Source organism: Pseudomonas sp. Leaf434, from assembly GCF_001425545.1.
In the GTDB taxonomy this organism is placed as follows: Bacteria; Pseudomonadota; Gammaproteobacteria; order Pseudomonadales; family Pseudomonadaceae; genus Aquipseudomonas; species Aquipseudomonas siliginis.
Window position 1 is genome coordinate 344,485 of sequence record NZ_LMQZ01000008.1, and the last position, 25,189, is coordinate 369,673.

Annotated in this window: 28 protein-coding genes; 20 read left to right on the forward strand and 8 right to left on the reverse strand. The window is 60.0% G+C overall.

The features are described from left to right. Positions 1 to 56: 56 nt before the first annotated feature. The 3 genes from ASG55_RS16415 to ASG55_RS16425 form a co-directional block, all read right to left on the reverse strand. Positions 57 to 437, reverse strand: coding sequence for a Rho termination factor N-terminal domain-containing protein (locus ASG55_RS16415; RefSeq protein ID WP_041479422.1), 381 nt, complete (start codon positions 435 to 437; stop codon positions 57 to 59). Between the two features lie 104 nt (positions 438 to 541). Then, on the reverse strand, positions 542 to 796 hold the full coding sequence (locus tag ASG55_RS16420) for a hypothetical protein (RefSeq protein WP_041479421.1): 255 nt from the start codon (positions 794 to 796) through the stop codon (positions 542 to 544). A gap of 44 nt (positions 797 to 840) precedes the next feature. Then, positions 841 to 1,185: a hypothetical protein gene (locus tag ASG55_RS16425; RefSeq protein WP_056788280.1), complete on the reverse strand. Its 345-nt coding sequence runs from the start codon at positions 1,183 to 1,185 to the stop codon at positions 841 to 843. A 386-nt stretch (positions 1,186 to 1,571) separates the two neighbouring features. Between ASG55_RS16425 and ASG55_RS16430 the strand changes: the two genes are divergently transcribed. The 6 genes from ASG55_RS16430 to ASG55_RS16455 all read left to right on the forward strand — a co-directional run bounded on the left by ASG55_RS16430 (position 1,572) and on the right by ASG55_RS16455 (position 7,426). Beyond that, positions 1,572 to 2,054, forward strand: coding sequence for a GNAT family N-acetyltransferase (locus ASG55_RS16430; protein ID WP_056788283.1), 483 nt, complete (start codon positions 1,572 to 1,574; stop codon positions 2,052 to 2,054). Between the two features lie 178 nt (positions 2,055 to 2,232). Next, entirely contained in the window at positions 2,233 to 3,222 is a 990-nt protein-coding gene (locus ASG55_RS16435) for a 2-dehydro-3-deoxygalactonokinase (RefSeq protein ID WP_056788285.1), read from the forward strand. 19 nt (positions 3,223 to 3,241) lie between these two features. Then, complete coding sequence (locus tag ASG55_RS16440; RefSeq protein ID WP_056788288.1) at positions 3,242 to 3,862, forward strand: 2-dehydro-3-deoxy-6-phosphogalactonate aldolase; 621 nt, start codon at positions 3,242 to 3,244, stop codon at positions 3,860 to 3,862. 61 nt (positions 3,863 to 3,923) lie between these two features. Continuing rightward, positions 3,924 to 5,072, forward strand: a complete 1,149-nt coding sequence (gene dgoD, locus ASG55_RS16445) for a galactonate dehydratase (protein WP_016770960.1) — start codon at positions 3,924 to 3,926, stop codon at positions 5,070 to 5,072. Positions 5,073 to 5,249: 177 nt separating this feature from the next. Beyond that, positions 5,250 to 6,560, forward strand: coding sequence for an MFS transporter (locus ASG55_RS16450; RefSeq protein ID WP_056788291.1), 1,311 nt, complete (start codon positions 5,250 to 5,252; stop codon positions 6,558 to 6,560). A gap of 62 nt (positions 6,561 to 6,622) precedes the next feature. Beyond that, positions 6,623 to 7,426: an IclR family transcriptional regulator gene (locus ASG55_RS16455; RefSeq protein WP_016770958.1), complete on the forward strand. Its 804-nt coding sequence runs from the start codon at positions 6,623 to 6,625 to the stop codon at positions 7,424 to 7,426. 9 nt (positions 7,427 to 7,435) lie between these two features. On the opposite strand, the gene ASG55_RS16460 is transcribed toward ASG55_RS16455, so the two are convergent. Next, positions 7,436 to 8,488 carry an NAD(P)-dependent alcohol dehydrogenase gene (locus ASG55_RS16460; RefSeq protein WP_016770957.1) on the reverse strand — a complete coding sequence of 351 codons (1,053 nt, stop codon included), beginning with the start codon at positions 8,486 to 8,488 and terminating at the stop codon, positions 7,436 to 7,438. Between the two features lie 190 nt (positions 8,489 to 8,678). Between ASG55_RS16460 and ASG55_RS16465 the strand changes: the two genes are divergently transcribed. Continuing rightward, complete coding sequence (locus ASG55_RS16465; protein ID WP_016770956.1) at positions 8,679 to 9,569, forward strand: AraC family transcriptional regulator; 891 nt, start codon at positions 8,679 to 8,681, stop codon at positions 9,567 to 9,569. A gap of 183 nt (positions 9,570 to 9,752) precedes the next feature. On the opposite strand, the gene ASG55_RS16470 is transcribed toward ASG55_RS16465, so the two are convergent. Next, positions 9,753 to 11,417, reverse strand: coding sequence for an electron transfer flavoprotein-ubiquinone oxidoreductase (locus ASG55_RS16470; protein ID WP_056788294.1), 1,665 nt, complete (start codon positions 11,415 to 11,417; stop codon positions 9,753 to 9,755). Positions 11,418 to 11,967: 550 nt separating this feature from the next. On the opposite strand from ASG55_RS16470, the gene ASG55_RS16475 reads away from it, so the two are divergent. The 10 genes from ASG55_RS16475 (at position 11,968) to ASG55_RS16520 (ending at position 21,397) form a co-directional block, all read left to right on the forward strand. Then, positions 11,968 to 12,717, forward strand: a complete 750-nt coding sequence (locus ASG55_RS16475) for an electron transfer flavoprotein subunit beta/FixA family protein (protein ID WP_007908338.1) — start codon at positions 11,968 to 11,970, stop codon at positions 12,715 to 12,717. Beyond that, complete coding sequence (locus ASG55_RS16480) at positions 12,718 to 13,647, forward strand: electron transfer flavoprotein subunit alpha/FixB family protein (RefSeq protein WP_056788298.1); 930 nt, start codon at positions 12,718 to 12,720, stop codon at positions 13,645 to 13,647. It begins immediately after the preceding gene. 82 nt (positions 13,648 to 13,729) lie between these two features. Continuing rightward, positions 13,730 to 14,551, forward strand: a complete 822-nt coding sequence (locus ASG55_RS16485) for a substrate-binding periplasmic protein (RefSeq protein WP_056788301.1) — start codon at positions 13,730 to 13,732, stop codon at positions 14,549 to 14,551. Positions 14,552 to 14,560: 9 nt separating this feature from the next. Beyond that, positions 14,561 to 14,923, forward strand: a complete 363-nt coding sequence (locus ASG55_RS16490) for a DUF4398 domain-containing protein (protein ID WP_038860459.1) — start codon at positions 14,561 to 14,563, stop codon at positions 14,921 to 14,923. Next, positions 14,920 to 15,732: an OmpA family protein gene (locus ASG55_RS16495; protein ID WP_056788304.1), complete on the forward strand. Its 813-nt coding sequence runs from the start codon at positions 14,920 to 14,922 to the stop codon at positions 15,730 to 15,732. Before ASG55_RS16490 ends, ASG55_RS16495 begins: the two co-directional genes overlap by 4 nt. Positions 15,733 to 15,933: 201 nt before the next feature. Beyond that, positions 15,934 to 17,373, forward strand: a complete 1,440-nt coding sequence (locus ASG55_RS16500) for an aminotransferase-like domain-containing protein (protein WP_041478242.1) — start codon at positions 15,934 to 15,936, stop codon at positions 17,371 to 17,373. A gap of 78 nt (positions 17,374 to 17,451) precedes the next feature. Continuing rightward, positions 17,452 to 17,925, forward strand: a complete 474-nt coding sequence (locus ASG55_RS16505) for a hypothetical protein (protein ID WP_056788307.1) — start codon at positions 17,452 to 17,454, stop codon at positions 17,923 to 17,925. 163 nt (positions 17,926 to 18,088) lie between these two features. Continuing rightward, positions 18,089 to 18,343 (forward strand): YkgJ family cysteine cluster protein, encoded by a 255-nt coding sequence (locus ASG55_RS16510; RefSeq protein WP_016770949.1) that lies wholly within the window; start codon positions 18,089 to 18,091, stop codon positions 18,341 to 18,343. 40 nt (positions 18,344 to 18,383) lie between these two features. Continuing rightward, complete coding sequence (locus tag ASG55_RS16515) at positions 18,384 to 18,989, forward strand: START domain-containing protein (RefSeq protein ID WP_056788309.1); 606 nt, start codon at positions 18,384 to 18,386, stop codon at positions 18,987 to 18,989. A gap of 314 nt (positions 18,990 to 19,303) precedes the next feature. Then, on the forward strand, positions 19,304 to 21,397 hold the full coding sequence (locus ASG55_RS16520; RefSeq protein ID WP_056788312.1) for an LTA synthase family protein: 2,094 nt from the start codon (positions 19,304 to 19,306) through the stop codon (positions 21,395 to 21,397). Positions 21,398 to 21,469: 72 nt separating this feature from the next. Here the strand turns inward: ASG55_RS16520 and ASG55_RS26415 are convergent, their stop codons facing one another. Next, on the reverse strand, positions 21,470 to 21,622 hold the full coding sequence (locus ASG55_RS26415; RefSeq protein ID WP_003183939.1) for a DUF3309 family protein: 153 nt from the start codon (positions 21,620 to 21,622) through the stop codon (positions 21,470 to 21,472). 330 nt (positions 21,623 to 21,952) lie between these two features. Between ASG55_RS26415 and ASG55_RS16525 the strand changes: the two genes are divergently transcribed. The 3 genes from ASG55_RS16525 to csrA all read left to right on the forward strand — a co-directional run bounded on the left by ASG55_RS16525 (position 21,953) and on the right by csrA (position 23,483). After that, positions 21,953 to 22,768 carry an SDR family oxidoreductase gene (locus ASG55_RS16525; protein WP_016770947.1) on the forward strand — a complete coding sequence of 272 codons (816 nt, stop codon included), beginning with the start codon at positions 21,953 to 21,955 and terminating at the stop codon, positions 22,766 to 22,768. A gap of 63 nt (positions 22,769 to 22,831) precedes the next feature. Beyond that, entirely contained in the window at positions 22,832 to 23,164 is a 333-nt protein-coding gene (locus ASG55_RS16530; RefSeq protein ID WP_016770946.1) for a YnfA family protein, read from the forward strand. Between the two features lie 133 nt (positions 23,165 to 23,297). After that, a complete protein-coding gene (gene csrA / locus ASG55_RS16535; RefSeq protein WP_024013891.1) occupies positions 23,298 to 23,483 on the forward strand; it encodes a carbon storage regulator CsrA in 186 nt (61 codons plus the stop codon). A gap of 5 nt (positions 23,484 to 23,488) precedes the next feature. Here csrA and ASG55_RS16540 read toward each other — a convergent pair whose 3' ends face one another. Together ASG55_RS16540 and ASG55_RS16545 are read right to left on the reverse strand one after the other, a co-directional pair. Further along, positions 23,489 to 23,716, reverse strand: a complete 228-nt coding sequence (locus tag ASG55_RS16540; RefSeq protein ID WP_003172962.1) for a YheU family protein — start codon at positions 23,714 to 23,716, stop codon at positions 23,489 to 23,491. A 169-nt stretch (positions 23,717 to 23,885) separates the two neighbouring features. Next, a complete protein-coding gene (locus tag ASG55_RS16545) occupies positions 23,886 to 25,076 on the reverse strand; it encodes an osmoprotectant NAGGN system M42 family peptidase (RefSeq protein ID WP_024013890.1) in 1,191 nt (396 codons plus the stop codon). Between the last annotated feature and the right edge of the window lie 113 nt (positions 25,077 to 25,189).

Consider the following 25,189-nt stretch of genomic DNA (forward strand, 5'->3'; position numbering starts at 1 on the left):
TGATCTTGAAAAGCAAAAGATCGCAGCCTTCGGCAGCTCCTACAGTGGGCGTCGTTCTAGCTCGCCTTGCGCAACGCCTCGATCAGCTCCTGCTTGCGCATCGAAGAGCGTCCCGGAATATTCTTCGCCCGGGCTTCCTTCATCAGGCTATCGACGGTCTGCGCATTCTTCGAAGTCTCGCTATTGCGCGAATGGCCCTTGCGGCTAGCCACCGCACGGCGCGATGACTCTTTGCGCTCTTCCGACTTGGCACTTGCAGGCTTCTTGCGCCCTGAGCCGCCGGACTTTTCGCCACCGCCGGATTGCTTGTTCACCGTCGCCCAGGCACGCGCCTCAGCTTCATCTTTCGACACGCCCTTTTTCTCGTAGCTGTCTTCGATGTGCTCGGCTTTGCGCTTCTGTTCGCTGGTGTATTTGTCTTTGCTTCCACGAGGCATGGGATTTCTCCTTGCGTCAGGATGTGCCGCGTTACGCCGAAGGCTGCGAATCACTCGAGACGAATCACCCGTTCGAAGTCGAAGATCCGCAGCCCCAACCAGCGTCAGCTATCGAGTTTCTTCGCCGCTTCAACGCCGGCTGAACTGAGCTTGATCGGCAGGTTCAGCGAGTGCTCACCGGCTTCGCTGCAGGTCACATGACCATGGTGAATCAGCCCGCGATCCTGCAGGGCGGCGAGGGCGCTGGCCACGACTTTCTCGCCCCGGTAATTGTCCAGCACCTCCTTGCCCAAGCCGTTGGGATGCGCGTGCAGCAGGCGGGTGAGAACTTCTTTTTCCAGGTCTTTGTCGACGTTCATGGTTACCTCTTCATGGGAGTGAATAGGGCGCTCGCGTCGGCGAACTACTGACCGGCACCTTCGGAACCGGAGCCACCGGTGGTGGTTTTCGAGCCGACACCGGGGCCGGCATTGTCAGGCGCAGTGGCAGGAGAGTCGGGCGTGTTCATGCCGCCCTGACGGCCTGGATCGCTGCCTTGAGTGCGCGGGTCGGTGCCGGTGGCGGGTGGCTGATTGATCAGCGGCACGCCGGAACCATCGGTGTTCATTCCGGGGGCACTGTTGATAGCAGGCGCGCGTGGCGGGGTCGGATCGGTAGGGCGAGTGCCCGCTGCCGTGGACGAGGCGGCGAACACCGCAGGGCAGAGCAGGGCGCTGAAGACTAAAGCGGTCAACCTTGACGGGATCATAGGGCTTCTCCAGTGATTGGAATCCTTACACTGGGTTGGTCAGCCCTGATGACGGATTGGTGCCTGATGATCGACGAACGGTCTTCTCCGGGGTCGCGTGTCTGCTGTTCAGACGATGCCGATCTTTAGTGTTTCCATCGGCGCAAAACAGTTAACGGTCATAAGCATCCTTTCAGAACGTGCGCTATCAACTGTGGGAGCGAGCCTGCTCGCGAAGGCATTCTGTCAGTTGACTCGAGGCTGACTGGAAGGACGCATTCGCGAGCAGGCTCGCTCCCACAGGGGCAACGGCGTTCGCCCGATCGGGCAGGTCAGTATGTTTGCCATGTGACGAGCGCCGCTGCGCGCCTTAGTATGGCGCTTTAATTTGCACACAAGGCCCGTCCATGACGATCGAAATCCGCCCGGCGACCCCCAGCGATGCGCCGCAAATCCTCGCCTTCATCACCGAACTGGCAGATTTCGAAAAGGCCCGTCACGAAGTCATCGCCAGCGTCGCCGACATCGAACGCAGCCTGTTCGGCGAAGGCGCCACCGCCCATGGCCTGATCTGCCTGCGCGACGGCTTGCCGATCGGCTTCGCGGTGTTCTTCTTCAGTTATTCAACCTGGCTGGGCAGCAACTGCCTGTACCTCGAAGACCTTTACATCACCCCCGAACAACGCGGTGGCGGCGCCGGCAAAACCCTGCTGCGCCACCTGGCGAAAATCGCCTGCGCCAACGACTGCGGCCGCTTCGAATGGAGCGTGCTGGAATGGAACACCCCAGCCATCGAATTCTATAAATCTCTCGGCGCACAACCGCAGGAGGAATGGGTGCGGTATCGCATGGATGGCAAGGTGTTGCGAGAGTTTGCTGAAGGAAATTGACGCCTGAAAGATCGCAGCCGTCGGCAGCTCCTGTTCACCTCTGTAGGAGTTGCCGAAGGCTGTGATCTTTTTTTGTTTATATCCCAAAATATGGGATTGATATTTATATATTGAGATTTTGGCCCGCCCGGGTTTATAGTCCGTCGCACTCACTGCCAAAAACAAAACAGGTGAAGCGATGCAGGCGCAATTGATCGCGCTCGATTGGGGGACGACCTCATTACGTGCTTACAAACTCGCGGCGGACGGTGTGGTGCTGGAGCAGCGTGCGCTGTCGTCCGGGATCATGCAGTTGCCCAAGACCCCGCGAATCATCCACGGCCGTGAATGCGCCGATGGTTTTGAACTGGCCTTCGACGAGGCCTGTGGTGACTGGCTCGATGCGCAGCCGGATCTGCCGGTGATCGCTTGCGGCATGGTCGGCAGTGCGCAGGGCTGGCGCGAAGCGGCTTACTGCGAGACGCCGGCGGACGTCGCCCATCTCGGAAATTCCCTACAAACCGTTGTCAGTCTGCGCGGTACGCCGGTGCATATCGTCCCGGGCGTGATCCAGCGTTCGCGTCTGCCGAATGTAATGCGCGGCGAAGAAACCCAAGTCCTCGGCGTGCTGCAAAGTCTGCCGGCCGAGGCAGGTAACGACCTGCTGATCGGCCTGCCCGGCAGCCATTCGAAGTGGGTGGAGGTGGTCGATGGCCGCATCACCCATTTCGACACGTTCATGACCGGCGAAGTGTTTGCCGTGCTCAGCGAGCACAGCATTCTCGGCCGTACCCAACAACCGAGCGCGACCTTCGATGCGCAGGCGTTCGATCGCGGCGTGCAAATCGCGCTGTCGACAGATGCCGAGTTAGGTGTGCTGTCGACCTTGTTCAGCGCCCGTACCCTCGGCCTGACCGGTGAACTGAGCCCGAGCGCTCAGGCGGATTATCTGTCCGGTCTGATGATCGGCCATGAGCTGGCCGCGCTCGCCAATGTGCAGCGGCGCCGGCGCAATCAAGCGAATCTTCCAGCGATCGTGCTCATCGGCAATGCGCTTCTGTGCGCACGCTATCAACGCGCGCTCGATGCCTGCGGCTTTGCTCGGGTAACGCTGGCCGAGCAGGCGACCGAGCGTGGCCTGTGGCAACTGGCGCGTGCCGCCGGACTGATCGATTCCTCATCCCGTTAACCCTGACTGGAGGCCTGACATGCTCAAGCAAGCACTGGCACAAAACGGTCTGATCGCGATTCTGCGTGGCCTGCAACCGCAGGAAGCGGCGGCTGTCGGAGAAGTCCTGTATTCCGCCGGATTTCGCGTCATCGAAGTACCGCTCAATTCCCCATCGCCGTACGAAAGCATCCGCATCCTGCGTGATGCGCTGCCCGCCGATTGCCTGATCGGTGCCGGCACGGTGCTCAGCCCCGAGCAGGTCGAGCAGGTCAAAGCGGCTGGCGGCCAAGTGATCGTCATGCCGCACAGCGATGCCAAGGTATTGCGCGCGGCGAAAGCGGCGGGGCTGTTCCTGTCGCCGGGTGTGGCCACGCCGACCGAAGCCTTCGCCGCACTGGCTGAGGGCGCGGACATTCTCAAGCTGTTTCCGGCCGAACAAATGAACCCGGCGGTCGTCAAGGCCTGGCTGGCGGTGTTGCCAGCCGGCACGGTGCTGGCGCCGGTCGGCGGCATTACGCCGGACAACATGCAGGCCTTTATCGACGCCGGTGTGAAAGGTTTCGGCCTCGGTTCCGGTCTGTTCAAACCGGGCATGACGCCCGAGCAGGTGGCGGTCAATGCCAAGGCCTACGTGGCTGCCTGGAAAGCCCTGAGTTAAGACTTTTTGGCGCTGTGTGCGCTGCATCTAATAAAAGCTGCATTTACAAAAGAGAGCAGAGATGAAAATCACCAAACTCACGACCTTCATCGTTCCGCCGCGCTGGTGCTTCCTCAAGGTCGAAACCGACGAGGGCGTGACCGGTTGGGGCGAGCCCGTGGTCGAAGGGCGCGCGCACACGGTTGCCGCGGCGGTGGAAGAATTGTCCGACTACCTGATCGGCAAAGACCCACGCAATATCGAAGACATCTGGACCGTGCTCTATCGCGGTGGCTTCTACCGTGGCGGCGCGATTCACATGAGCGCGCTGGCCGGTATCGATCAGGCGTTGTGGGACATCAAGGGCAAGGCCCTCGGCGTGTCGGTCAGCGATCTGCTCGGTGGCCAGGTGCGCGACAAGATTCGCGTGTATTCGTGGATCGGCGGCGACCGTCCGGCGGACACCGCGCGTGCGGCGAAAGAAGCAGTGAGCCGTGGTTTCACTGCGGTAAAAATGAACGGCACCGAAGAACTGCAGTTCCTCGACACTTTCGAGAAAGTCGACCTCGCCTTGGCCAACGTTGCCGCCGTGCGTGATGCGGTCGGGCCGAACGTCGGTATCGGCGTCGATTTCCACGGCCGCGTGCACAAGCCGATGGCCAAGGTGCTGATGAAGGAGCTCGACCCGTACAAGCTGATGTTCATCGAAGAGCCGGTGCTCAGCGAAAACTACGAAGCGCTGAAAGAACTGGCGCCGCTGACCAGCACGCCGATTGCCCTCGGCGAACGGTTGTTCTCGCGCTGGGACTTTAAACGGGTGTTGAGCGAAGGCTACGTCGACATTATCCAGCCGGATGCCTCCCACGCTGGCGGCATCACCGAAACCCGCAAGATCGCCAACATGGCCGAAGCCTACGACGTCGCGCTGGCGCTGCATTGCCCGCTGGGACCGATCGCGCTGGCTGCCTGTTTGCAACTCGACGCGGCTTGTTACAACGCGTTTATCCAAGAGCAGAGCCTGGGCATCCATTACAACGAGAGCAACGACTTGCTCGACTATGTGAAGGATCCGCGCGTGTTCGACTACGACCAAGGTTTCGTGAAGATTCCGAACGGCCCGGGGCTGGGCATCGAGATCAACGAGGAATACGTGATCGAACGCGCCGCCGTCGGCCACCGCTGGCGCAACCCGATCTGGCGCCATGCCGATGGCAGCTTTGCCGAGTGGTGATCTCCTGATTCAGCACTGATCCCTGTGGGAGCGAGCCTGCTCGCGAATGCAATGTCACATCCGCCATCCATGTGACTGACCCGACGCTTTCGCGAGCAGGCTCGCTCCCACAGTTTGATCTCCAGGGAGAGGAGATCTGCGTCATGACCTCAACAAACATAAAAAGAGGCTCTCCTCATGCAAACGCATACCCTCTCCGGGCAGGCGTCTTTAGTCACGCCTAGCCGCAAGCGATTTTTCATCATGGTGTTGCTGTTCATCACCGTGGTCATCAACTACCTGGACCGCAGCAACCTGTCGATTGCCGCGCCGGCGCTGACCAGTGAGCTGGGCATCGATCCGGTTCACGTCGGTCTGATCTTCTCCGCGTTCGGCTGGACCTACGCTGCCATGCAGATCCCCGGCGGCTGGCTGGTCGATCGCGTGCCGCCGCGCATCCTTTACAGTGTCGCGCTGCTGCTGTGGTCGCTGGCCACGGTGATGCTCGGTTTCGTCAGCAGCTTCATCGCCCTGTTCGTGCTGCGCATGGCCGTCGGTGCGCTGGAGGCGCCGGCCTATCCGATCAACAGCCGCGTGGTCACCACCTGGTTCCCTGAGCGCGAGCGCGCCACGGCGATCGGTTTCTACACTTCCGGACAGTTTGTCGGTCTGGCTTTCCTGACCCCGGTGCTGGCGTGGCTGCAACATGAATTCGGCTGGCACATGGTGTTCGTCGCCACCGGCGCGGTGGGCATTCTCTGGGCGCTGATCTGGTACGCGGTGTATCGCGAGCCGCGCGATTTCAAAGGCACTAACCAGGCGGAAATCGACCTGATCCGCGAAGGCGGCGGGCTGGTCGATATTCAGGCCGAAGCGGCCAAGGTCAAAGCCAAATTCAGCTGGACCGATCTGGGCATCGTCCTCAGCAAACGCAAGTTGTGGGGTATCTACCTCGGCCAGTTCTGTCTGAACTCGACGCTGTGGTTCTTCCTCACCTGGTTCCCGACCTATCTGGTGAAATACCGCGGCATGGACTTCATCAAGTCCGGCCTGCTTGCATCGCTGCCATTTCTTGCCGCTTTCGTCGGTGTGTTGTGCTCGGGATTCTTTTCCGACTTCCTGATCCGGCGCGGCTACACCGTGGGCTTCGCACGCAAGTTGCCGATCATTGGCGGGCTGCTGATTTCGACCTCGATCATCGGCGCCAATTTTGTCGAGTCGACGCCGCTGGTGATTGCCTTCCTCGCCCTGGCATTTTTCGGCAACGGGCTGGCGTCGATCACCTGGTCGCTGGTGTCGACGCTGGCGCCGGCGCGTTTGCTCGGTCTGACCGGTGGCGTGTTCAACTTCATCGGCAACCTGTCGGCGATTGCTACGCCGATTGTGATCGGCTTCCTTGCCAGTGGCGATTCGTTCGCTCCGGCGATCACCTACATCGCCGTGCTCGCGCTGGTCGGTGCCTTGTCCTACGTGCTGCTGGTGGGCAAGGTCGAGCGTATCGAGTTGTAGTGCTCAGCGTCGGGCGACCATAATGCCGCCCGTTCCTTCGCTCAACGGTAAAAAGGCTGGATATGCAGGAAGACGCCCCGGAAAAAACCAAGGACGCCGCGCCCACCGGCACCCAGACGCTGCTGCGCGGCCTCGGTGTGGTGCAGGCGGTGGCCAGTGGCGCGCGTGATCTCAAGGAGATTGCCCGGCTGATCGGTACCACGCGCAGCACTACCCATCGTCTGGCCAGCTGTCTGGTCGACGAGCGTTATCTGCGCGTGGTGCCGCAAATCGGTTATCTGCTCGGGCCGAAACTGATCGAACTGGGCTTCCAGGCCCGCGAAGAGTTGCCACTGGTGACCCTGGCCGGGCCGTATCTGGACGAGCTCTCGGCGCTGACCGGCGACACGGTGCATTTGGGGATCAGGGAAGGCGACGAAGTGCTGTACCTGCTGAAGAATCCAGGGCGCAACGGCCCGGAAATGCGCTCACGGGTTGGCCATCGCATGCCGCTGGTACGCACCGGGATCGGCAAGGCCTTGATGCTCGATGATTCGCCGCAGGATTGGCGGCGGCTGTACGACATCAGCCTGCCGGCGGGTGGCAAAAGTCAGTTCTGGCCGCAGCATCCGCAGCAATCGTGGGAGCAGCTGGAGCAGCGCATGGGCGAATACGTTGCCGGTGGCTACGCGTTCGATCTGGAAGACAACGAACCGTCGATCCGCTGTGTGGCGGCGCCAATTCGTGATGCGAGCAAGGGCATCGTCGCGGCGATCAGTATCGCCAGCACCGTGCCGTACATGCCGCTGGAAAAAATGGCCGAGTTGATCCCCCTGCTCAAAGGGGTCACAACCCGGCTGTCGGCGGAGCTTGGTTTGAAGGTATAGCCCTAAGGTTTAGGCCTTCAGCGTCGCCATGTCGATGACGAAGCGGTACTTGACGTCACCGGCAATCATCCGCGCGTAGGCTTCGTTGATCTGGCGGATGTCGAGCATTTCGATGTCGCAGGTGATGTTGTGTTCGGCGCAGAAATCCAGCACTTCCTGGGTTTCGGCGATACCGCCGATCAGGGAGCCGGCCAGTACGCGACGGCTCATCACCAGTTTGCCGGCGTGCACGGGCGGGTTCACTGGCTCGATCAGGCCGACCAGAATGTGCACGCCGTCGAAACGCAGGGTGTCGAGGTACGGGTTCAAATCGTGTTGCACCGGAATGGTATCGAGCAGGAAGTCGAAGTAGCCGGCCGCGGCCTTCATCTGCTCGGCATCGGTGGAGACGATGACGTGATCGGCGCCCTGACGGCGACCTTCTTCAGCCTTGCTCGCCGAACGGGTGAACAGCGTGACTTCCGCGCCCATGGCCTTGGCGAACTTGATGCCCATGTGGCCGAGGCCACCCATGCCAAGAATGCCGACCTTGTCACCGGCCTTGACGCCGTAGTGCTTGAGCGGCGAGTAAGTGGTGATGCCGGCGCAGAGAATCGGTGCGGCGCTGGCCAGTGCGAGTTTCTCGGGGATGCGCACAACGAAGTGTTCGCTGACCACGATGCTGTCGGAGTAACCGCCCATGGTGTTGCTGCCATCAACCCGATCCGGGGTGGCGTAGGTCATGGTCGGGCCTTCGAGGCAATATTGCTCGAGGTTCGCCTGGCAGGCTTCGCAGCTGCGGCAGGAGTCGACCATGCAGCCGACGCCAACCAGATCGCCTACCTTGTGACGGGTGACATTCGCACCGACTGCGGTGACTTTTCCGACGATCTCATGGCCAGGCATCAGCGGATAAACGGCGATGCCCCATTCGTTGCGTGCCTGATGGATGTCGGAATGGCAGACGCCGCAGTAGAGAATTTCGATCGCCACGTCGTCGGCGCGCGGGCTGCGGCGTTCGAATTTCATCGGGGCGAGGGGGGTGGTGGCCGATTGGGCGGCATAGCCGATGGCGGTGTACATGAAGGACCTCGCAAAAACAGTGACAAGTGAGGCGGTGAATTCTGGCCGTCAGACGCGGGTGCGGCCATGACGATTTCTCCGGGTCTCATGCCTAATCCTCCGGCATGCGGGTTTCGGCGATCGCATTGGTCAGCGGATCTGCGATGATGTTTTCATCCCCTTTTCCGTGAATTTTACGAAGACCTATTCGATGCAGTTGACCCGTCATCTTGATGCCAATGCCCGGCTGGTTTCGCTGATCGAACCGCTGGCGCTGCGCGATGGCTACAGCCAGACCGGCCTGCCCGGTGTGCAGATCCTGCGCGCCAGTTGCGACGTCGCCCGTGGCCCGCACATTTACGAGCCGAGCCTGATGATCATCGCCCAGGGCAGTAAACTGGCGTTCCTCGGCCCACGAACCATGGAATACGGCGCCGGGCATTACCTGATCCAGGCGCTGCCGGTGCCGTTCGAATGTGAAACCTTTGCCTTGCCCGATGCGCCATTGCTCGGTGTGTCGGTGGCGATTGATCGCGTCCTGCTCGGCGAATTGGTGCTGGCCATGGGGCTGGCGCCGGGTCGGCATATTCCGGCGCAGACGCCGGAGTCGATGACCTCGGTGGTGCTCGACGATGGCATGCGCGGTTGTGTCGAACGGCTGCTCAGCTGTCTGCACGATCCGCTGGAATGCCAGATTCTCGGCCCGGCGCGGGTCCGCGAGTTGTTGTTCGTTGCGTTGCGCGGGCCGCAGGCGGATGTATTGCGTGCGTTGGTCGAGCAACAAGGGCAATTCGCCCGGGTGGCGGCGTCGATCAGCCATCTGCATGCGCATTACACCGAGCCGCTCAATGTCGAGACACTGGCCGGTTGCGCGAACATGAGCGTGTCGACGTTTCATGAGCATTTCAAGCGCAGCACACTATTGTCGCCGGTGCAGTATCTCAAGCGTTTGCGCTTGTTGAAGGCGCAGACGCTGCTGGTGGCGGAGGGGCTGGGTGTCGCGCAGGTGGCGCATCGGGTGGGGTATCAGAGCACGTCGCAGTTCAGCCGCGAGTACAAGCGTTACTTCGAACGCAGTCCGGGGGATGAGCGCGCTGCCTGATCCGCCGATATTCCCTGTGGGAGCGAGCCTGCTCGCGAAGGCGCTGGATCAGTCGACATCATCTTCATATGACACACCGCTTTCGCAAGCAGGCTCGCTCCCACAGTTGTTTTGTGGTGTCAGGGGAATTTTGGGCAACAAAAAGGCCCCCATTTCGGGAGCCTTGTTGTTCAGCGTTTCGTCTTACATGTTCGGGTAAGTCGGGCCGCCGGCACCTTCCGGCGCCACCCAGGTGATGTTCTGCGCAGGGTCCTTGATGTCACAGGTCTTGCAGTGCACGCAGTTCTGGGCGTTGATCTGGAAGCGCTTCTCGCCATCTTCCTTGGTGATCACTTCGTATACGCCGGCCGGGCAGTAACGCTGCGCCGGTTCGTCGTACAACGGCAGGTTTTTGCTGATCGGGATGCTCGGATCGGTCAGCTTCAAGTGGCACGGCTGCTCTTCTTCGTGGTTGGTACCAGAGATGAACACCGAGCTGAGTTTGTCGAAACTCAGTTTGCCGTCGGGTTTCGGATAGTCGATCTTCTTGCAGTCGGCCGCGAGCTTGAGGCAGGCGTAATCCGGCTTGGTGTCGCGCAGGGTGAACGGCAGTTTGCCGCCGAAGATGTTCTGGTCCAGCCAGTTGAAACCACCGCCGATGATCGCGCCGTACTTGTGGATCGCCGGGCCGAAGTTACGGCTGGCGAACAGTTCTTCATGCAGCCAGCTGTTCTTGAATGCGTCGACGTAAGTGGTCAGTTCGACGGTGCAATCCTGCTCGGCAAACAGCGCATCGGCTACCGATTCCGCCGCGAGCATGCCGGACTTCATCGCGGTGTGGCTGCCTTTGATCTTGGCGAAGTTCAGGGTGCCGAGGTCGCAACCGATCAGCGCGCCGCCCTTGAAGACCATTTTCGGCAGCGAGTTCAGGCCACCCTTGGCGATGGCGCGGGCGCCATAGCTGACGCGCTTGCCGCCTTCCAGATATTGCTTGAGCACCGGGTGATGCTTGAGGCGCTGGAACTCATCGAACGGCGACAGGTAAGTGTTGCTGTAGGACAGGTCGACGATCAGACCGACCACCACCTGATTGTTTTCCAGGTGATAGAGGAACGAGCCGCCGGTGTTCTCGGTGCCCATGATGTCCAGCGGCCAACCGGCGGTGTGCACCACGAGGCCCGGCTGATGCTTGGCCGGGTCGATTTCCCAGATCTCTTTCAGACCAATGCCGTAATGCTGCACGTCGGCATCGCTGTCGAGGTTGTAGCGCTTGATCAGTTGCTTGCCGATGTGGCCACGGCAGCCTTCGGCGAACAGCGTGTATTTGCCACGCAGTTCCATGCCAGGGGTGTACAGGCCTTCTTTCGGGCTGCCTTCACGGTCGACGCCCAGATCACCGGTGATGATCCCGCGCACTACGCCGTTTTCATCGATCAGCGCTTCCTGAGCGGCGAAGCCCGGATAGATTTCCACACCCAGGTTCTCGGCCTGCTGAGCCAGCCAGCGGCACAGGTTGCCCAGGGAGATGATGTAGTTGCCTTCGTTGTGCATGGTCTTGGGCACAAAGAAGTCGGGAATCTTCTGCGCGCTGTCGGCGTTTTTCAGTACGAAAATGTCATCGCGCGTGACTGGCGTGTTCAGCGGTGCGCCGAGTTCTTTCCAGTCCGGGAACAGTTCGTTCAGGGCGCGGGGTTCGAACACCGCACCGGAGAGGATGTGTGCGCCGACTTCGGAGCCTTTTTCGACCACGCAGACGCTGATTTCCTTACCGGCGTCAGCGGCCTTCTGCTTCAAGCGGCAGGCGGCGGACAGACCAGCGGGGCCGGCACCGACGATGACGACGTCGAATTCCATGTATTCGCGTTCCACAGGCTATCTCCTACTCAAGGCTCAACAGTTTTTTTTCTAATATGGAGGTTTGATCTCGCATCCGTATTGCCTTTACGTTAACGTCAAAGGGAATATTGGCGAATCCACCTTTCTCTCTAGGCGGCGCATTATATCTACACCACTCCTAGCGTCCAATACAAACGTTTGTTTGAATCGCCTCCAGCCCTGATAAATCAAAGAAGCGCGGCTTATGACAGGGCATTTTGGCGTATTGACCAGAATGGGCGTTCCGGTCAAGATACGGGCGGTTTTGCGCTCGCCGTAGGCAGACTGGCGGTTTCAAGAGCACCTCTAAAGACAGGGCACAGGCAGTAGACGGTGATGCGCAGCGCAAGTCCGGCGCGCAGTTTACACAGCGTGAGAATGAATGACCCGACAGTCACCCCTGACGAACGGTCACCGCTCTTCGCGAAGTGAATCACCTCACATTCAAGCCGGCGTTTTTAGAGGTGCCCTTGTCGCCCGATGAGCATCATCCGCCAGGTTCGCCTAGGCGACTTTCTTTTCACCGGAGAGTAACGAGGAATCCATGAAGGTTCTTGTAGCTGTCAAACGCGTTGTGGATTACAACGTCAAGGTCCGCGTCAAGGCGGACAATTCCGGCGTCGACCTCGCCAACGTCAAGATGTCGATGAACCCGTTCTGCGAAATCGCCGTGGAAGAAGCCGTACGCCTGAAAGAGAAGGGCGTTGCGACTGAAATCGTCGTCGTCTCGATCGGCCCGACCACCGCTCAGGAGCAGCTGCGTACCGCACTGGCTCTGGGTGCCGACCGCGCCATCCTCGTCGAATCCGCTGAAGACCTGACCTCGCTGGCCGTGGCCAAGCTGCTCAAGGCCGTTGTCGACAAGGAGCAGCCTCAGCTGGTGATCCTTGGCAAACAGGCGATCGACAGCGACAACAACCAGACCGGCCAGATGCTCGCGGCACTGAGCGGCTACGGTCAGGGCACCTTCGCTTCGAAAGTCGAAGTCTCCGGCGACAGCGTTGCCGTGACTCGCGAAATCGACGGCGGCGCGCAGACCGTTTCGCTGAAACTGCCGGCCATCGTCACCACCGACCTGCGTTTGAACGAGCCGCGCTATGCGTCCCTGCCAAACATCATGAAAGCCAAGAAGAAGCCTCTCGAAGTGCTGACTCCGGACGCTTTGGGCGTTTCCACCGCCTCCACCAACAAGACCCTGAAAGTCGAAGCGCCGGCTGCACGCAGCGCGGGCATCAAGGTCAAGTCGGTGGCTGAACTGGTTGAAAAACTCAAGAACGAAGCGAAGGTAATCTAAATGACTATCTTGGTTATTGCTGAACACGACAACAAAGTGCTGGCCCCGGCCACACTGAACACCGTGGCTGCTGCGGCCAAAATCGGCGGCGACATCCACGTTCTGGTAGCAGGTCAGGGCGCAGGCCCGGTGGCCGAAGCCGCAGCGAAAATCGCTGGCGTGAGCAAAGTCCTGAATGCTGACAACGCCGCTTACGCGCATCAGCTGCCGGAAAACGTTGCTCCGCTGGTTGCAGAGTTGGGCAAGAATTACAGCCACATTCTGGCTGCCGCCACTTCCAACGGCAAAAACATCCTGCCGCGCGTTGCCGCTGCGCTGGACGTTGACCAGATCTCCGAGATCATTTCGGTAGAAAGCGCTGACACTTTCAAGCGTCCGATCTACGCCGGTAACGCCATCGCCACCGTGCAATCGACCGCCGCGATCAAAGTGATCACCGTGCGTGCCACCGGTTTCGATCCGGTTGCTGCTGAAGGTGGTTCGGCTGCCGTTGAAGCTGTTGGCGCTGCGCACGACGCCGGTACCTCGAGCTTCGTCAGCGAAGAGCTGGCCAAGTCCGATCGTCCTGAGCTGACCGCTGCCAAGATCGTCGTCTCTGGCGGCCGCGGCATGCAGAACGGTGACAACTTCAAACACCTGTACGCCCTGGCCGACAAGCTTGGCGCTGCTGTTGGCGCTTCGCGCGCTGCGGTCGACGCAGGTTTCGTACCGAACGACATGCAGGTCGGTCAGACCGGCAAGATCGTTGCGCCACAGCTGTACATTGCCGTCGGTATCTCCGGCGCGATCCAGCATCTGGCCGGTATGAAAGACTCCAAGGTGATCGTTGCGATCAACAAGGACGAAGAAGCGCCGATCTTCCAGGTGGCCGATTACGGCCTCGTGGCGGATCTGTTCGAAGCAGTACCTGAGCTGGAGAAGCTGGTCTAATCCTGCGGCTTCACTTATAAAGAGCCCGGCCTGTTGGTCGGGCTTTTTTTTTGTCTCGAATTTCAAGCGGGAGCGTTTAGCCATGGATCTGCGCTGCGGATGGTTGTTGGGATGGGTGCTGTTGCCAGGTCTGGCCACGGCCGCTGGCAAGTGCGAGCGCCTGGTTGTCACCGGCAGCCCGGATGCGCCGCCCTATCTGTGGCAGGACCCGCAAAATCCCAAACGCCTGATCGGCGCTAGCGCCGATTTGCTGCAGCAAGTGGCCAAGGATCTGGGCATCAAAGTTGACCTGCTCTACGCCGGCAAACGCTCGCAGGCCCTCGATGAAGTGCGCAGCGGGCGCATGGACATGCTGGCCGACGCGCCGTTGACCGTGAATGAGCTGGAAAACCTCGACTACATCCATCCGCCACTGCTGGAAAACGACTATCTGGTGTGGACGCGCAAAGGCTCGACGCTGACCTACGGCGAGGCCAGCGACCTGAAAGGCCATGCCGGGGCGGTGTCGGAAAAGTCGCGGATGACCCAGGCATTCGGCACTTTCGCCGAACAGAATCTGACCCTGACCCGCACAGCAAACCTTACCGAGGCATTACAGAAACTGCTGTTGGGCGAGGTGGAATATGTCCTCGCCGGACGTTACTCAGGCCTGGCCGCCGCGCAGACATTGGGCATGACCAGCGATCTGTTGGCGTTCGAACAACCCATCGACCGGCCGGGTCTGTTCCTCGCGGTTTCGCATAACTCGGCCTGCAACGATCCGTGGTTGCGCGGACAGCTCGCCAAAAAGATGACAGAATTGCCCGCGTCCGGACTGACGGAAGCCGCGCTGCAACGCAACATCGAGCGCTGGAAGGCGCAACAGCAACAGCCGCCACAACCTGTCAGTGCCCCAAAACAGTAGGGATTCTTAGTGAGTATTCGACCTCTTTTCGCGGCTGTGGCCGTTCTGGCCCTGGCCGGGTGCGCATCCGATCCGGCACCCAGTGAACAAATGCGTTTGACCGAACAAGCCATCGTGCAGGCCAAGGCAGTCGGCGCCACCGCTGACGAAGTGCCGGAAATGCAACTGGCCGAAACCAAGTACAACCGCGCCAAAGGCAGCATGGCCGACGAGTCCTATCGCAATGCGCGCATGCGTGCCGAGCAGGCCGAACTGGATGCACGTCTGGCCGAAGCCAAGGTGCTGACGAAAAAAAGTGAAGAGCAACTCAATGTGCTCAATACCCGCATTGTCCGCCTGCGCAAGCAGCTGCAACTGGGGGAAGCGCAATGAGCCTCAAGTCCAACGCTTTGGGCATTCTGCTCCTCGCCGGTTGCGCCAGCCTGTACGGCTGCGCTGGCCAGCACAGCGAGGCGGCGCTGCAACAGGCCGGCGCTGATTTCCAGAAGGTCAAGGAAGATTCCAACGTCCTGCGCATTGCGCCGAAAGACGTGATCCGCGCCGGCGAATCCCTGGCCCGTGCCGATCGGCTGTCGACCTATTGGGGCAGCGGTGCCGACGTGGTGCATTACGCCTACTTGAGCCAGCGCTACAGCGAAATCGCCCGCGAGCACACCAACCAGGCGCTCAACGAGGAACGCGCAGCCAAGCTCGAGCTTGAGCGTCAGCGTCTGCAACTGGCTCTGCGCGAGTCGAAGCTGCTCAGTGTGCAGCAGCAGGGCAAGTGGCTGGAGGAACAGATCGAGGCGCTGGCCACCACACAGACCGACCGGGGGCTGGTCATGACCCTCGGCGACGTGTTGTTCGACACCGGCCAGGCGGAACTGAAAAACTCGGCCAACCGTGTCGTGCTGAAGATCGTGCAGTTTCTGCAACTCAACCCCAAGCGCGTGGTGCGCATCGAGGGCTACACCGACAGCACCGGTGGCAAACAGGAAAACCTCAAACTGTCCCGCGATCGTGCGCAGTCGGTAGCTGACGTGCTGGTCGATCTGGGCATCGATGAAAAACGCATTCAGGTCGAAGGTTATGGCGACCAGTTCCCGGTTGACGCCAACGCCTCCGAGCGCGGCAGGGCGCAGAACCGCCGGGTGGAAATCGTGTTCTCCGACGAAAAAGGCCAGCTCGGCGCCGCCCGCTGAGGGCTGCGTCTCTGGAAAGCCCGGACTGTCATGCAGTGCCGGGCTTTTTTATGTCTGTCGATTGCTGCGCAAAACCGTACAGATGGGGCAGACACCCCACTGTACGGTCGAGTAATCTGGCAACTGTCCCAGTACACTTCTAAACTGTTCCGGTATTGTTTCAGACAAGAATAAAACGCCCGTGAAATCGAGTGCTGCGTCATGACCAATCTCTTGCTCTACCAACGTATTGCTCAGCAACTGGCCGAAGACATCCGCCGTGGTGTCTATCAACCGGGGGAGCGCGTGCCTTCGGTGCGCAAGATGAGTTCGCAGCTCAACGTCAGCCATGCGACGGTGTTGCAGGCTTACGCCAACCTTGAAGATCAGGGCCTGATCCGCGCTCGGCCGCAGTCGGGTTACTACGTGCACCAGACCCCAGCGCTGACCGCGCCGACGCCGGATATTGCCCGGGTCGAACGGCCGGGGCTGGTGACGCGCAGCAGCATCATTCAGCAGGTATTGGTCGAATCCCGCCGCGAAGGCGTGTTTCCGCTGGGCGCTGCGGTGCCGAGCGTCGATTATCTGCCGGTGCGCGCGCTGCATCAGCAACTGGCCAAAGTCACCCGGTTTCACAGCCCACGGGCGTTCAGCTACATGTTCAGCCCCGGCTTCGAACCGCTGCGTCGGCAAGTGGCGATCCGCATGCGTGACGCCGGCGTGGTGGTCGATCCGTCGGAAGTGGTGATTACCCACGGCTGTGTCGACGCCTTGCAGATGTCATTGCGTGTGCTGACCCGGCCGGGGGATCTGATCGCTGCCGAATCACCGACCTATTACGGCCTGCTGCAACTGGCCGATCTGCTTGGCCTGAAGGTCATCGAAATCCCCAGCGACCCCGCCACCGGCATGAGCCTGGAAGCCTTGCAACTGGCCGCCAACCAATGGTCGATCAAGGCGCTGGTGCTCACCACGCGCCTGAGCAATCCCCTCGGCGGGACCATGCCGGAAGAGCGGCAGAAACAGTTGTTGCGTCTGGCCTCGGATTTCGACATTCAGATTGTCGAAGACGATATCTACGGCGAACTGATGTTCGAGCAGGGCCGTACCAAGGCGCTGAAGGCTTACGACAGGCTGGATCGGGTGATCTACTGCTCGAGCTTCTCCAAAACCTTGTCGCCAGGTGTGCGTATCGGCTGGATGATCGCCGGCAAATACCAACAGGAAATCCAGCGCCTGCAAACCTTCAGCACCCATTCGGCGTGCAGCGTCACGCAGATGGCGATTGCCGCCTATCTGGAAAACGGCGGTTATGACCGGCATTTACGCTACATCCGCCAGGAATACCGGAAAAACCTCAGCGCGTTCCAGCTGGCGGTTCAACAGCATTTCCCTGAAGGCACGCAGATGTCCCGGCCAACGGGCGGTTTCATCCTTTGGGTGAGCTTGCCGGGGCGGGTCAACACCCAGGAATTGCATGTCCGCGCACTGCAACAAGGCATCAGCATCGCGCCGGGTCTGATCTTCAGCAACACCGAGCAGTTCAACCACTGTATCCGGCTCAATTGCGGTATTCCGTGGAATCGCGAGGCGGAGCGCGCGCTGATGACGCTGGGTCTGTTGGCCACCCAACTGTGTCAGGAAATGGCTGGCGGATTCTGAACGAGGAGGGCGCTGAGGCTTGTCATGTGACGCACAACAAGCGAGCATGTGGCCCTCTGCCGTTAGTTCGTTGGGTCCATGAAAGCGATTGTTCCTGCCGCGTGGGTATTGCTGGGTTTGTTGATGATCGGTCAGGCACCGGGTGTCCTGGCGGCCGCAGCCCAGGAAAAACCGGCAGCGACCAGTACCACGAAGAAAGCCGTCAAAACCATGGTTCCGGCAAAAAAAGCCCAGGCCAAAAAAAACGCCACGGTGAAGAAGCGTCGCCCGGTTGCCTCGAAGTCGAAATCCGCCAGCGAGGTGGCCAAGACCAAATTGCCGCCGGCAAAACTCGATCTCAGCCTGCCCAAGGATATGGTTGAAGACCTGAAGCCACAGGGCACCGTAGAACTGCCCAAACGCGAGGCGATCCTGCCGCAGATGTTTGGCGAAAAAGATAACGGCTTCCAGCTCAACGGCCGCTTGCTCAGCAATGAAATGGAGTTGCAATTGCGCAACGAAGCGCGACGCGATGTGGAAGGTGCGGCGCTGGATTTCGAATTCAAGCAATAGATGCTGCCCTCTGCGACGCGCAGAGCAGACGCTTCGTCGGAGACTGCCCGGTCACTTTTACTTATCGTTGAAAAGCCGCTTGCAGCAATTTGAAACAGCTGTTTTAGCGGTTACTCTGTTCCCCGTCTCTTTACACATCGCCCGTCGCGAGGATCTGTTCGTCATGAAATGCCGTGAAGGCTGTGGCGCTTGCTGCATTGCCCCCTCCATCAGTTCGCCGATCCCCGGCATGCCCGATGGCAAGCCCGCCGGCGAACGTTGCGTGCAACTGTCGGTCGATAACCTGTGCAGCATTTTCGGCCGTCCGGAACGTCCGGCTGTGTGCTCGGGCTTCGCTGCGGATGTCGAGGTGTGCGGCAGCAGTTCAGAAGAAGCGATCAGATTGATCGGCTGGTGGGAGCAGATGACGGCGGCGTGATGTGTTCACCAACGGAACTTCAACAATAAGGAATAACACTATGGGTTCGCTGCACCGTATCGCTGTGTTGTGTGGTCTGACTGCCGTACTTGCCACTTCGGTCGCCCACGCGGAAGACTGGAAAGTGGCCAAGAACGAAGACGGCATCAAGGTTTCCCTGAGCGAAATACCCGGTTCGGACTACAAGTCCTACCAAGGCGTCGCGCTGATGAAAACCACCGTCGCCAAACTGCGCGCCTTGCAGGAAGACGTCTCCGGCGCCTGCGCGTGGATTCACGAATGCAAGAGCCAGAAACTGCTCAAGCACGAAGGCGATCTGAGCTGGACCTATTCGCAATTCAACACGCCATGGCCGGTGACACCGCGTGATTCGGTGCTGAAGATCACCACCGTTGAGGGCGCCGATGGCAGCCTGACCCGTAATCTTGAAGGCGTACCGACCTATCTGCCGGAAGAAAAAGGCTTCGTGCGGGTCCAGCAAGTCAAAGGCTTCTGGAAGTTCGTGCCTAAAGGCGATCAGGTTGAAGTGACCTACCAGGTGCACACCGAGCCGGGCGGTAGCGTGCCGGCCATGGTCGCCAACAAGTTTGTGGTCGATGCGCCATTCAATACCCTGAAAGCGCTGAAAGAGCGCGCCGAGAAATAATCAATTGGCTGTAAGCAAAACGCCCCGACCGGTTCGGGGCGTTTTGTTTTGTCTCTAAATTGTATTTCCAGATATGCGTTGCACGAAATTTTCACAAAGTCTCCAAGACAATTCGCCCGCACTTGTTGCCTGCCATTGCGCTGTCAGCCCTTTGAATGAAAGTCTCGAAGGGCAGGGCAGTAATCAATGGCAATGGTGTGAACGATCGTGCAACATTTGCGCACCGCGCACGCCCCGGGGTCTGGACTGACCAATAGAGGGCCTGGCGCCGCTGTATTTTTGCAACTTCAACTTCCAATGGGTCCTAAAACGACATGGCAAACCCGGACGCCCTGAATCAGCAGCGATCTTCTGCTCGCCTGCTGCAACCGACCGTCAAATCGCATCTGGCCTACACGCTGCTGTGCGCACTGGTCATGATGGTGATGTTTTCCGCGCTGCGCCTTGCGCTGCTGGTCTACAACCGCGAGATGATCCTCGACACCCCGGCCGCGACCTTCCTTGAAGCGTTCGTCAACGGTCTGCGTTTCGACCTGCGCCTGGTGGTCTACCTGTGCATTCCGCTGGTGCTGGCACTGTTCAGTGCCCGGGCCATGGCCGCGCGCGGTTTCTTCCGTCTGTGGCTGACCGTCGCCTCGAGCATCGCGCTGTTCCTCGGCCTGATGGAGATGGACTTCTACCGCGAATTTCACCAGCGCCTCAATGGTCTGGTGTTCCAGTACGTGAAGGAAGACCCGAAAACCGTAATGAGCATGCTCTGGTACGGTTTCCCGGTGGTGCGCTACGTGCTGGCGTGGGTGATCGGCACGGTCATTCTGACCCTGGCGTTCAAAGGCGCCGACCGCGCCACCCGCCCGCGCGGACCGTTCAGCGGCGGCAGCGTCAGCTCCCGTCAGGTTGCGCCGTGGTACACCCGCCTGGCGGTGTTCGTGGTCTGCCTGCTGATCTGCGTCGTCGCCGCTCGCGGCACCTTGCGTCAAGGCCCACCGATGCGTTGGGGTGACGTCTACACCACCGATTCCAACTTCGCCAACCAGCTCGGCCTCAATGGCACGCTGTCGCTGGTCGCCGCAGCCAAGGCGCGCATGGGCGAAGACCGCGACAACATCTGGAAAGCCACGCTTCCGCAGGAACAGGCGCAGCAAGTGGTGCGCGACATGTTGCTGATGCCGGACGACAAACTGGTCGATGCCGACATCGCCGCTGTACGCCGTGATTACATGCCGCCGGCCGACAAGACCCTGCCGATCAAGAACGTCGTGGTGATCCTGATGGAAAGCATGGCCGGTCACTCGGTCGGTGCTTTGGGCGCGCCGGGCAATATCACCCCGTACCTGGACAAGCTGTCGAAGGAAGGTCTGCTGTTCGACCGTTTCTTCTCCAACGGCACCCACACCCACCAGGGCATGTTCGCGACCATGGCCTGCTTCCCCAACCTGCCAGGTTTCGAATACCTGATGCAGACCCCGGAAGGCAGCCACAAACTGTCCGGCCTGCCGCAGCTGCTCAGCGCCCGCGACTATGACGACGTCTACGTTTATAACGGCGACTTCGCCTGGGATAACCAGTCGGGCTTCTTCAGCAACCAGGGCATGACCAATTTCGTTGGCCGCAACGACTTCGTCAATCCGGTGTTCTCCGATCCGACCTGGGGCGTTTCCGACCAGGACATGTTTGATCGTGGCCTGCAGGAACTGAAAGCGCGGGAAAACGGCAAGCCGTTCTACGCACTGCTGCAAACCCTGTCCAACCACACGCCGTACGCCTTGCCGACGCCATTGCCGGTCGAACGCGTCACTGACCGTGGCAGCCTCAACGAACACCTGACCGCCATGCGCTACTCCGATTGGGCGCTCGGCCAGTTCTTCGAGAAGGCGCGCAAAGAGAAGTACTTCAACGAAACCCTGTTCGTCATCGTCGGCGACCACGGCTTCGGCAACGAGCGCCAGATCACCGAAATGGACCTGGGTCGCTTCAACGTGCCGATGCTGATGATTGCCCCGGGCATCCAGCAGAAGTTCGGAACCCGCGACCACACCGTGGGCACGCAGATCGACATCGTGCCGACCATCATGGGCCGTCTCGGTGGCGAAGTACGTCACCAGTGCTGGGGTCGCGACCTGCTCAACCTGCCGCAGGGCGACACCGGTTTCGGTGTGATCAAGCCTTCGGGCAGCGAGCAGACCACCGCCATTGTCACCGCCGATGAGATTCTGGTGCTGCCGCGTGACAAGGACATGGGCCCGAAAATCTGGAAATATCAACTTGGCGCCAACCCGCACGCCGAAGTTGTACCGGACGCGCCGCGCACTGCCGAACTCAAACTCAAACTTGAGGCGTTCCTGCAAACCGCGACCAAGAGCTTGCTCGATAACACCGCCGGTGTCATTCACGGCAAGCCGGACTGATCACTCCTTGAAGTCCACGCAATAAAAAAGAGGCCCTTGAACAAGGGCCTCTTTTTTTACAGCTTCAAATCGTCATATCTTGCCGAGTAACAACAGCACCAGCAGCACGACCAACACCACGCCGATAATGCCCGACGGGCCATAACCCCAACTTCTGGAGTGCGGGAAGACCGGCAGACCACCGATCAGCAACAGGATCAGGATGATGATTAGAATTGTGCCCATGGGTGATTTCCTTGTTCAGAGTCTGGAAGAGTCTTGATGCTCAGTGGGCAGCTGGAGAGCAACTAAATTCCAGCCGGCTTATATGTTCCGACTTGCGCCGATGAAAAATAATTCAATGTTTTTTTAATGTATTTGGATTGGCTGGTTATTTCCTTTAAAGCAAAAAAGCAAAAGATCGCAGCCTTCGGCAGCTCCTACAGGAGACCATCCCCAAAACGATGACGGCTGGAATCTTTTGATCCTCCATTCAGCAACTGGATGGAGCGTGGGTGAACGAAGTTCCTTCGCTACACTCGGCTCATCTTTCCCGGAACAACAAGGCTGTCCGCTATGCAAAATCGCATGATGATCACTGGTGCAGGCTCAGGCCTGGGTCGCGAAATCGCCCTGCGCTGGGCCCGTGAAGGCTGGCGGCTGGCCTTGTCCGATGTCAGTGAACCCGGCCTGCAGGAAACCCTGAAACTGGTGCGCGAGGCGGGCGGTGACGGCTTCATCCAGCGCTGTGACGTGCGCGATTACAGCCAGCTCACCGCCTTCGCCCAGGCCTGCGAAGAGAAGCTCGGCGGCATCGACATCATCGTCAACAATGCCGGCGTCGCATCGGGCGGATTCTTCAGCGAATTGTCGCTGGAAGACTGGGACTGGCAGATCGCGATCAACCTGATGGGTGTGGTCAAGGGCTGCAAGGCGTTCCTGCCGCTGCTGGAACAGAGCAAGGGCAAGATCATCAACATCGCCTCCATGGCCGCGTTGATGCAAGGCCCGGCAATGAGTAACTACAACGTGGCCAAGGCCGGCGTAGTGGCGTTGTCGGAAAGTCTGCTGATCGAACTGGCGCAGCAGGAAGTGGCGGTGCATGTGGTTTGCCCATCGTTCTTCCAGACCAACTTGCTCGATTCTTTCCGTGGCCCGACCCCGGCCATGAAAGCCCAGGTCGGCAAGTTGCTGGAAAGTTCGCCGATCAGTGCCGCCGACATCGCTGACTACATCTACCAGCAAGTCGCCGCCGGCGAATTCCTGATTCTGCCCCACGAACAAGGGCGCATGGCCTGGGCAATCAAGCAAAAGAATCCGCAACTGCTCTACAACGAGATGACTTCCATGGCCGAGAAAATGCGCGCCAAGGCCAAACAAAACAACGCTTGATCTTGTTCGATTCCCGCCGCGTCGTTAGGGTGGCCGCCACGGTCACCCTGTCGAGACGCCTCCATGCTCAATTACTTGTGGTTCTTCCTTGCGGCGCTGTTTGAAATCGCCGGCTGTTTTGCCTTCTACATGTGGCTGCGCCAGGGCAAGAGTGCGTTGTGGGTGATTCCCGCGTTGCTCAGCCTGACCCTGTTCGCGCTGTTGCTGACCCGTGTTGAAGCGGCCTACGCCGGGCGCGCCTATGCCGCGTATGGCGGGATCTACATCGTTGCTTCGATTGGCTGGCTGGCGGTGGTCGAGCGGGTGCGTCCGCTTGGCTCGGACTGGATCGGCATGGCGCTGTGCGTGGTCGGTGCCAGCATCATTCTGTTCGGGCCGCGCTTTTCCGCCGCCTGAGGCTTTTGTGCGAAGCGTCTGACAGCTGCGGGCGTGGGCAGCTGTAGGGCAAGACTGATTTGCTCGTCGTGGATTGTGAAGACGCTGTAAGCCGCGCATCTTCAGGGTTTGCCAGTCCTGAAGGATGAATCCCATGCTTGTACTCAGCCGTGTGGTCGGTGAGTTGATTTCAATCGGAGACGACATCACCCTGCGTGTTCTGTCGGTCAACGGCTCCAGCGTGCGCTTCGGCGTCGAGGCGCCGAAAAAGGTCCATGTACACCGCGCCGAGGTCTATGACCGGATCAAGCGCAAGGAAGCCGCGGCGAAGGCTGGCTGACGGTTTCAGTCGAACAGATGCTTGGGTACGTCGTGCTTGAGCATCAGCTGGCACTGCTCGCTTTCCGGGTCGAACACGATCAATGCCTGGCCTTTGGTCAACGCCTGGCGCACACGCAGGACGCGGGTCTCCAGCGGGGTGTCATCGCCGTTGTCGGTACCGTCGCGGGTGACGAAATCCTCGATCAGGCGGGTGAGGGTGTCGACTTCAAGCGCGTCGTGGGGAATGAGCATGGGCACCTCGGTCAAATCAATGTCGGGATGCTACGGGGATTGGGTTTTGCGTGCCAGTTTTGTATCGGTCTTGCCTGCCAATTCGCGAGCAGGCTCGCTCCCACCTTTGAAATGCGATCCCTGTGGGAGCGCGCCTGCTCGCGAAAGCGGTTATCTGTTCACCGAAGGTTCAACTGTCAGAACGCTGCCCCACCAGACTGTCCACCGGCGGCACGCGGGTTTCGCTTTCCATTTGGGTGTCATGCTCAATCTGATGGCTGAAGCGATCCAGTGAAGCATTGGCTGGCGCCGCATCGCTGGCGAAGACCGGCGGGCTGAGAATGTACGCGCCGAGCAAACGGCTGAGCGCCGCCAGGCTGTCGATGTGCGTGCGTTCGTAGCCATGCGTGGCATCGCAGCCGAAAGCGAGCAGGGCAGTACGAATGTCGTGGCCGGCGGTGACCGCCGAGTGCGCATCGCTGAAGTAATAGCGGAACATGTCACGGCGCACCGGCAATTCGTGTTCATCGGCCAGACGCAACAGATGCCGCGACAGGTGATAGTCATACGGCCCGCCGGAGTCCTGCATCGCCACGCTCACCGCGTGTTCGCTGGAGTGCTGGCCGGGGGCGACCGGTGCGATGTCGATGCCGACAAATTCGCTGACGTCCCACGGCAATGCCGCCGCTGCACCGCTGCCGGTTTCCTCGGTGATGGTGAACAGTGGATGGCAATCGATGTTCAGTTCCTGGCCACTGTCGACAATCGCCTTGAGCGCAGCGAGCAATGCGGCAACACCGGCCTTGTCGTCGAGGTGGCGGGCGCTGATATGGCCGCTTTCAGTGAACTCCGGCAGCGGATCGAAGGCCACCACGTCGCCGACATGGATGCCCAGCGATTCGCAATCGGCTTTGGTCGTGCAGTAGGCGTCCAGACGCAGCTCGACATGGTCCCAACTGATCGGCATTTCATCGACCTGGGTGTTGAAGGCGTGCCCGGACGCCATCAGCGGCAACACGCTGCCGCGAATCACGCCGGTGTCAGTAAACAGGCTGACCCGGCTGCCCTCGGCAAAACGGCTCGACCAGCAACCGACCGGGGCGAGGGTCAGGCGACCGTTGTCTTTCACCGCACGCACAGCAGCGCCGATGGTGTCCAGGTGCGCAGACACCGCGCGGTCAGGGCTGCTTTTTTTGCCCTTCAACGTCGCGCGGATGGTCCCGCGCCGGGTCATTTCAAACGGAATGCCCAGCTCTTCGAGACGCTCGGCGACGTAGCGCACGATGGTGTCGGTGAAACCGGTAGGGCTGGGAATGGCGAGCATTTCCAGCAGGACTTTTTGCAGGTAAGCCAGATCCGGTTCAGGGATTTGTGTGGTCATGGTCATGGAAACTCCTGATGGGTTGAGCACATCGATGGTTTCGATGAGGAAAATTGGTGGTGACGTTCAGGGCCTCTTCGCGAGCAGGCTCGCTCCCACATTTGGAATGCATT

What these genes read in the sequence shown, in the direction of transcription:
- ASG55_RS16480 (WP_056788298.1), top strand. Translation starts at nt 12,718, where the DNA reads ATGACTATCTTGGTTATTGCTGAACACGACAACAAAGTGCTGGCCCCG.
- ASG55_RS16460 (WP_016770957.1), bottom strand. Translation starts at nt 8,488, where the DNA reads ATGTACACCGCCATCGGCTATGCCGCCCAATCGGCCACCACCCCCCTC.
- ASG55_RS26415 (WP_003183939.1), bottom strand. Translation starts at nt 21,622, where the DNA reads ATGGGCACAATTCTAATCATCATCCTGATCCTGTTGCTGATCGGTGGT.
- ASG55_RS16540 (WP_003172962.1), bottom strand. Translation starts at nt 23,716, where the DNA reads ATGCTCATTCCCCACGACGCGCTTGAAGTCGACACCCTCACCCGCCTG.
- ASG55_RS16435 (WP_056788285.1), top strand. Translation starts at nt 2,233, where the DNA reads ATGCAGGCGCAATTGATCGCGCTCGATTGGGGGACGACCTCATTACGT.
- ASG55_RS16420 (WP_041479421.1), bottom strand. Translation starts at nt 796, where the DNA reads ATGAACGTCGACAAAGACCTGGAAAAAGAAGTTCTCACCCGCCTGCTG.
- csrA (WP_024013891.1), top strand. Translation starts at nt 23,298, where the DNA reads ATGCTTGTACTCAGCCGTGTGGTCGGTGAGTTGATTTCAATCGGAGAC.
- ASG55_RS16545 (WP_024013890.1), bottom strand. Translation starts at nt 25,076, where the DNA reads ATGACCACACAAATCCCTGAACCGGATCTGGCTTACCTGCAAAAAGTC.
- ASG55_RS16430 (WP_056788283.1), top strand. Translation starts at nt 1,572, where the DNA reads ATGACGATCGAAATCCGCCCGGCGACCCCCAGCGATGCGCCGCAAATC.
- ASG55_RS16510 (WP_016770949.1), top strand. Translation starts at nt 18,089, where the DNA reads ATGAAATGCCGTGAAGGCTGTGGCGCTTGCTGCATTGCCCCCTCCATC.
- ASG55_RS16500 (WP_041478242.1), top strand. Translation starts at nt 15,934, where the DNA reads ATGACCAATCTCTTGCTCTACCAACGTATTGCTCAGCAACTGGCCGAA.
- ASG55_RS16475 (WP_007908338.1), top strand. Translation starts at nt 11,968, where the DNA reads ATGAAGGTTCTTGTAGCTGTCAAACGCGTTGTGGATTACAACGTCAAG.
- ASG55_RS16450 (WP_056788291.1), top strand. Translation starts at nt 5,250, where the DNA reads ATGCAAACGCATACCCTCTCCGGGCAGGCGTCTTTAGTCACGCCTAGC.
- ASG55_RS16495 (WP_056788304.1), top strand. Translation starts at nt 14,920, where the DNA reads ATGAGCCTCAAGTCCAACGCTTTGGGCATTCTGCTCCTCGCCGGTTGC.
- ASG55_RS16515 (WP_056788309.1), top strand. Translation starts at nt 18,384, where the DNA reads ATGGGTTCGCTGCACCGTATCGCTGTGTTGTGTGGTCTGACTGCCGTA.
- ASG55_RS16530 (WP_016770946.1), top strand. Translation starts at nt 22,832, where the DNA reads ATGCTCAATTACTTGTGGTTCTTCCTTGCGGCGCTGTTTGAAATCGCC.
- ASG55_RS16455 (WP_016770958.1), top strand. Translation starts at nt 6,623, where the DNA reads ATGCAGGAAGACGCCCCGGAAAAAACCAAGGACGCCGCGCCCACCGGC.
- ASG55_RS16465 (WP_016770956.1), top strand. Translation starts at nt 8,679, where the DNA reads ATGCAGTTGACCCGTCATCTTGATGCCAATGCCCGGCTGGTTTCGCTG.
- ASG55_RS16440 (WP_056788288.1), top strand. Translation starts at nt 3,242, where the DNA reads ATGCTCAAGCAAGCACTGGCACAAAACGGTCTGATCGCGATTCTGCGT.
- ASG55_RS16415 (WP_041479422.1), bottom strand. Translation starts at nt 437, where the DNA reads ATGCCTCGTGGAAGCAAAGACAAATACACCAGCGAACAGAAGCGCAAA.
- ASG55_RS16520 (WP_056788312.1), top strand. Translation starts at nt 19,304, where the DNA reads ATGGCAAACCCGGACGCCCTGAATCAGCAGCGATCTTCTGCTCGCCTG.
- ASG55_RS16485 (WP_056788301.1), top strand. Translation starts at nt 13,730, where the DNA reads ATGGATCTGCGCTGCGGATGGTTGTTGGGATGGGTGCTGTTGCCAGGT.
- ASG55_RS16505 (WP_056788307.1), top strand. Translation starts at nt 17,452, where the DNA reads ATGAAAGCGATTGTTCCTGCCGCGTGGGTATTGCTGGGTTTGTTGATG.
- dgoD (WP_016770960.1), top strand. Translation starts at nt 3,924, where the DNA reads ATGAAAATCACCAAACTCACGACCTTCATCGTTCCGCCGCGCTGGTGC.
- ASG55_RS16425 (WP_056788280.1), bottom strand. Translation starts at nt 1,185, where the DNA reads ATGATCCCGTCAAGGTTGACCGCTTTAGTCTTCAGCGCCCTGCTCTGC.
- ASG55_RS16525 (WP_016770947.1), top strand. Translation starts at nt 21,953, where the DNA reads ATGCAAAATCGCATGATGATCACTGGTGCAGGCTCAGGCCTGGGTCGC.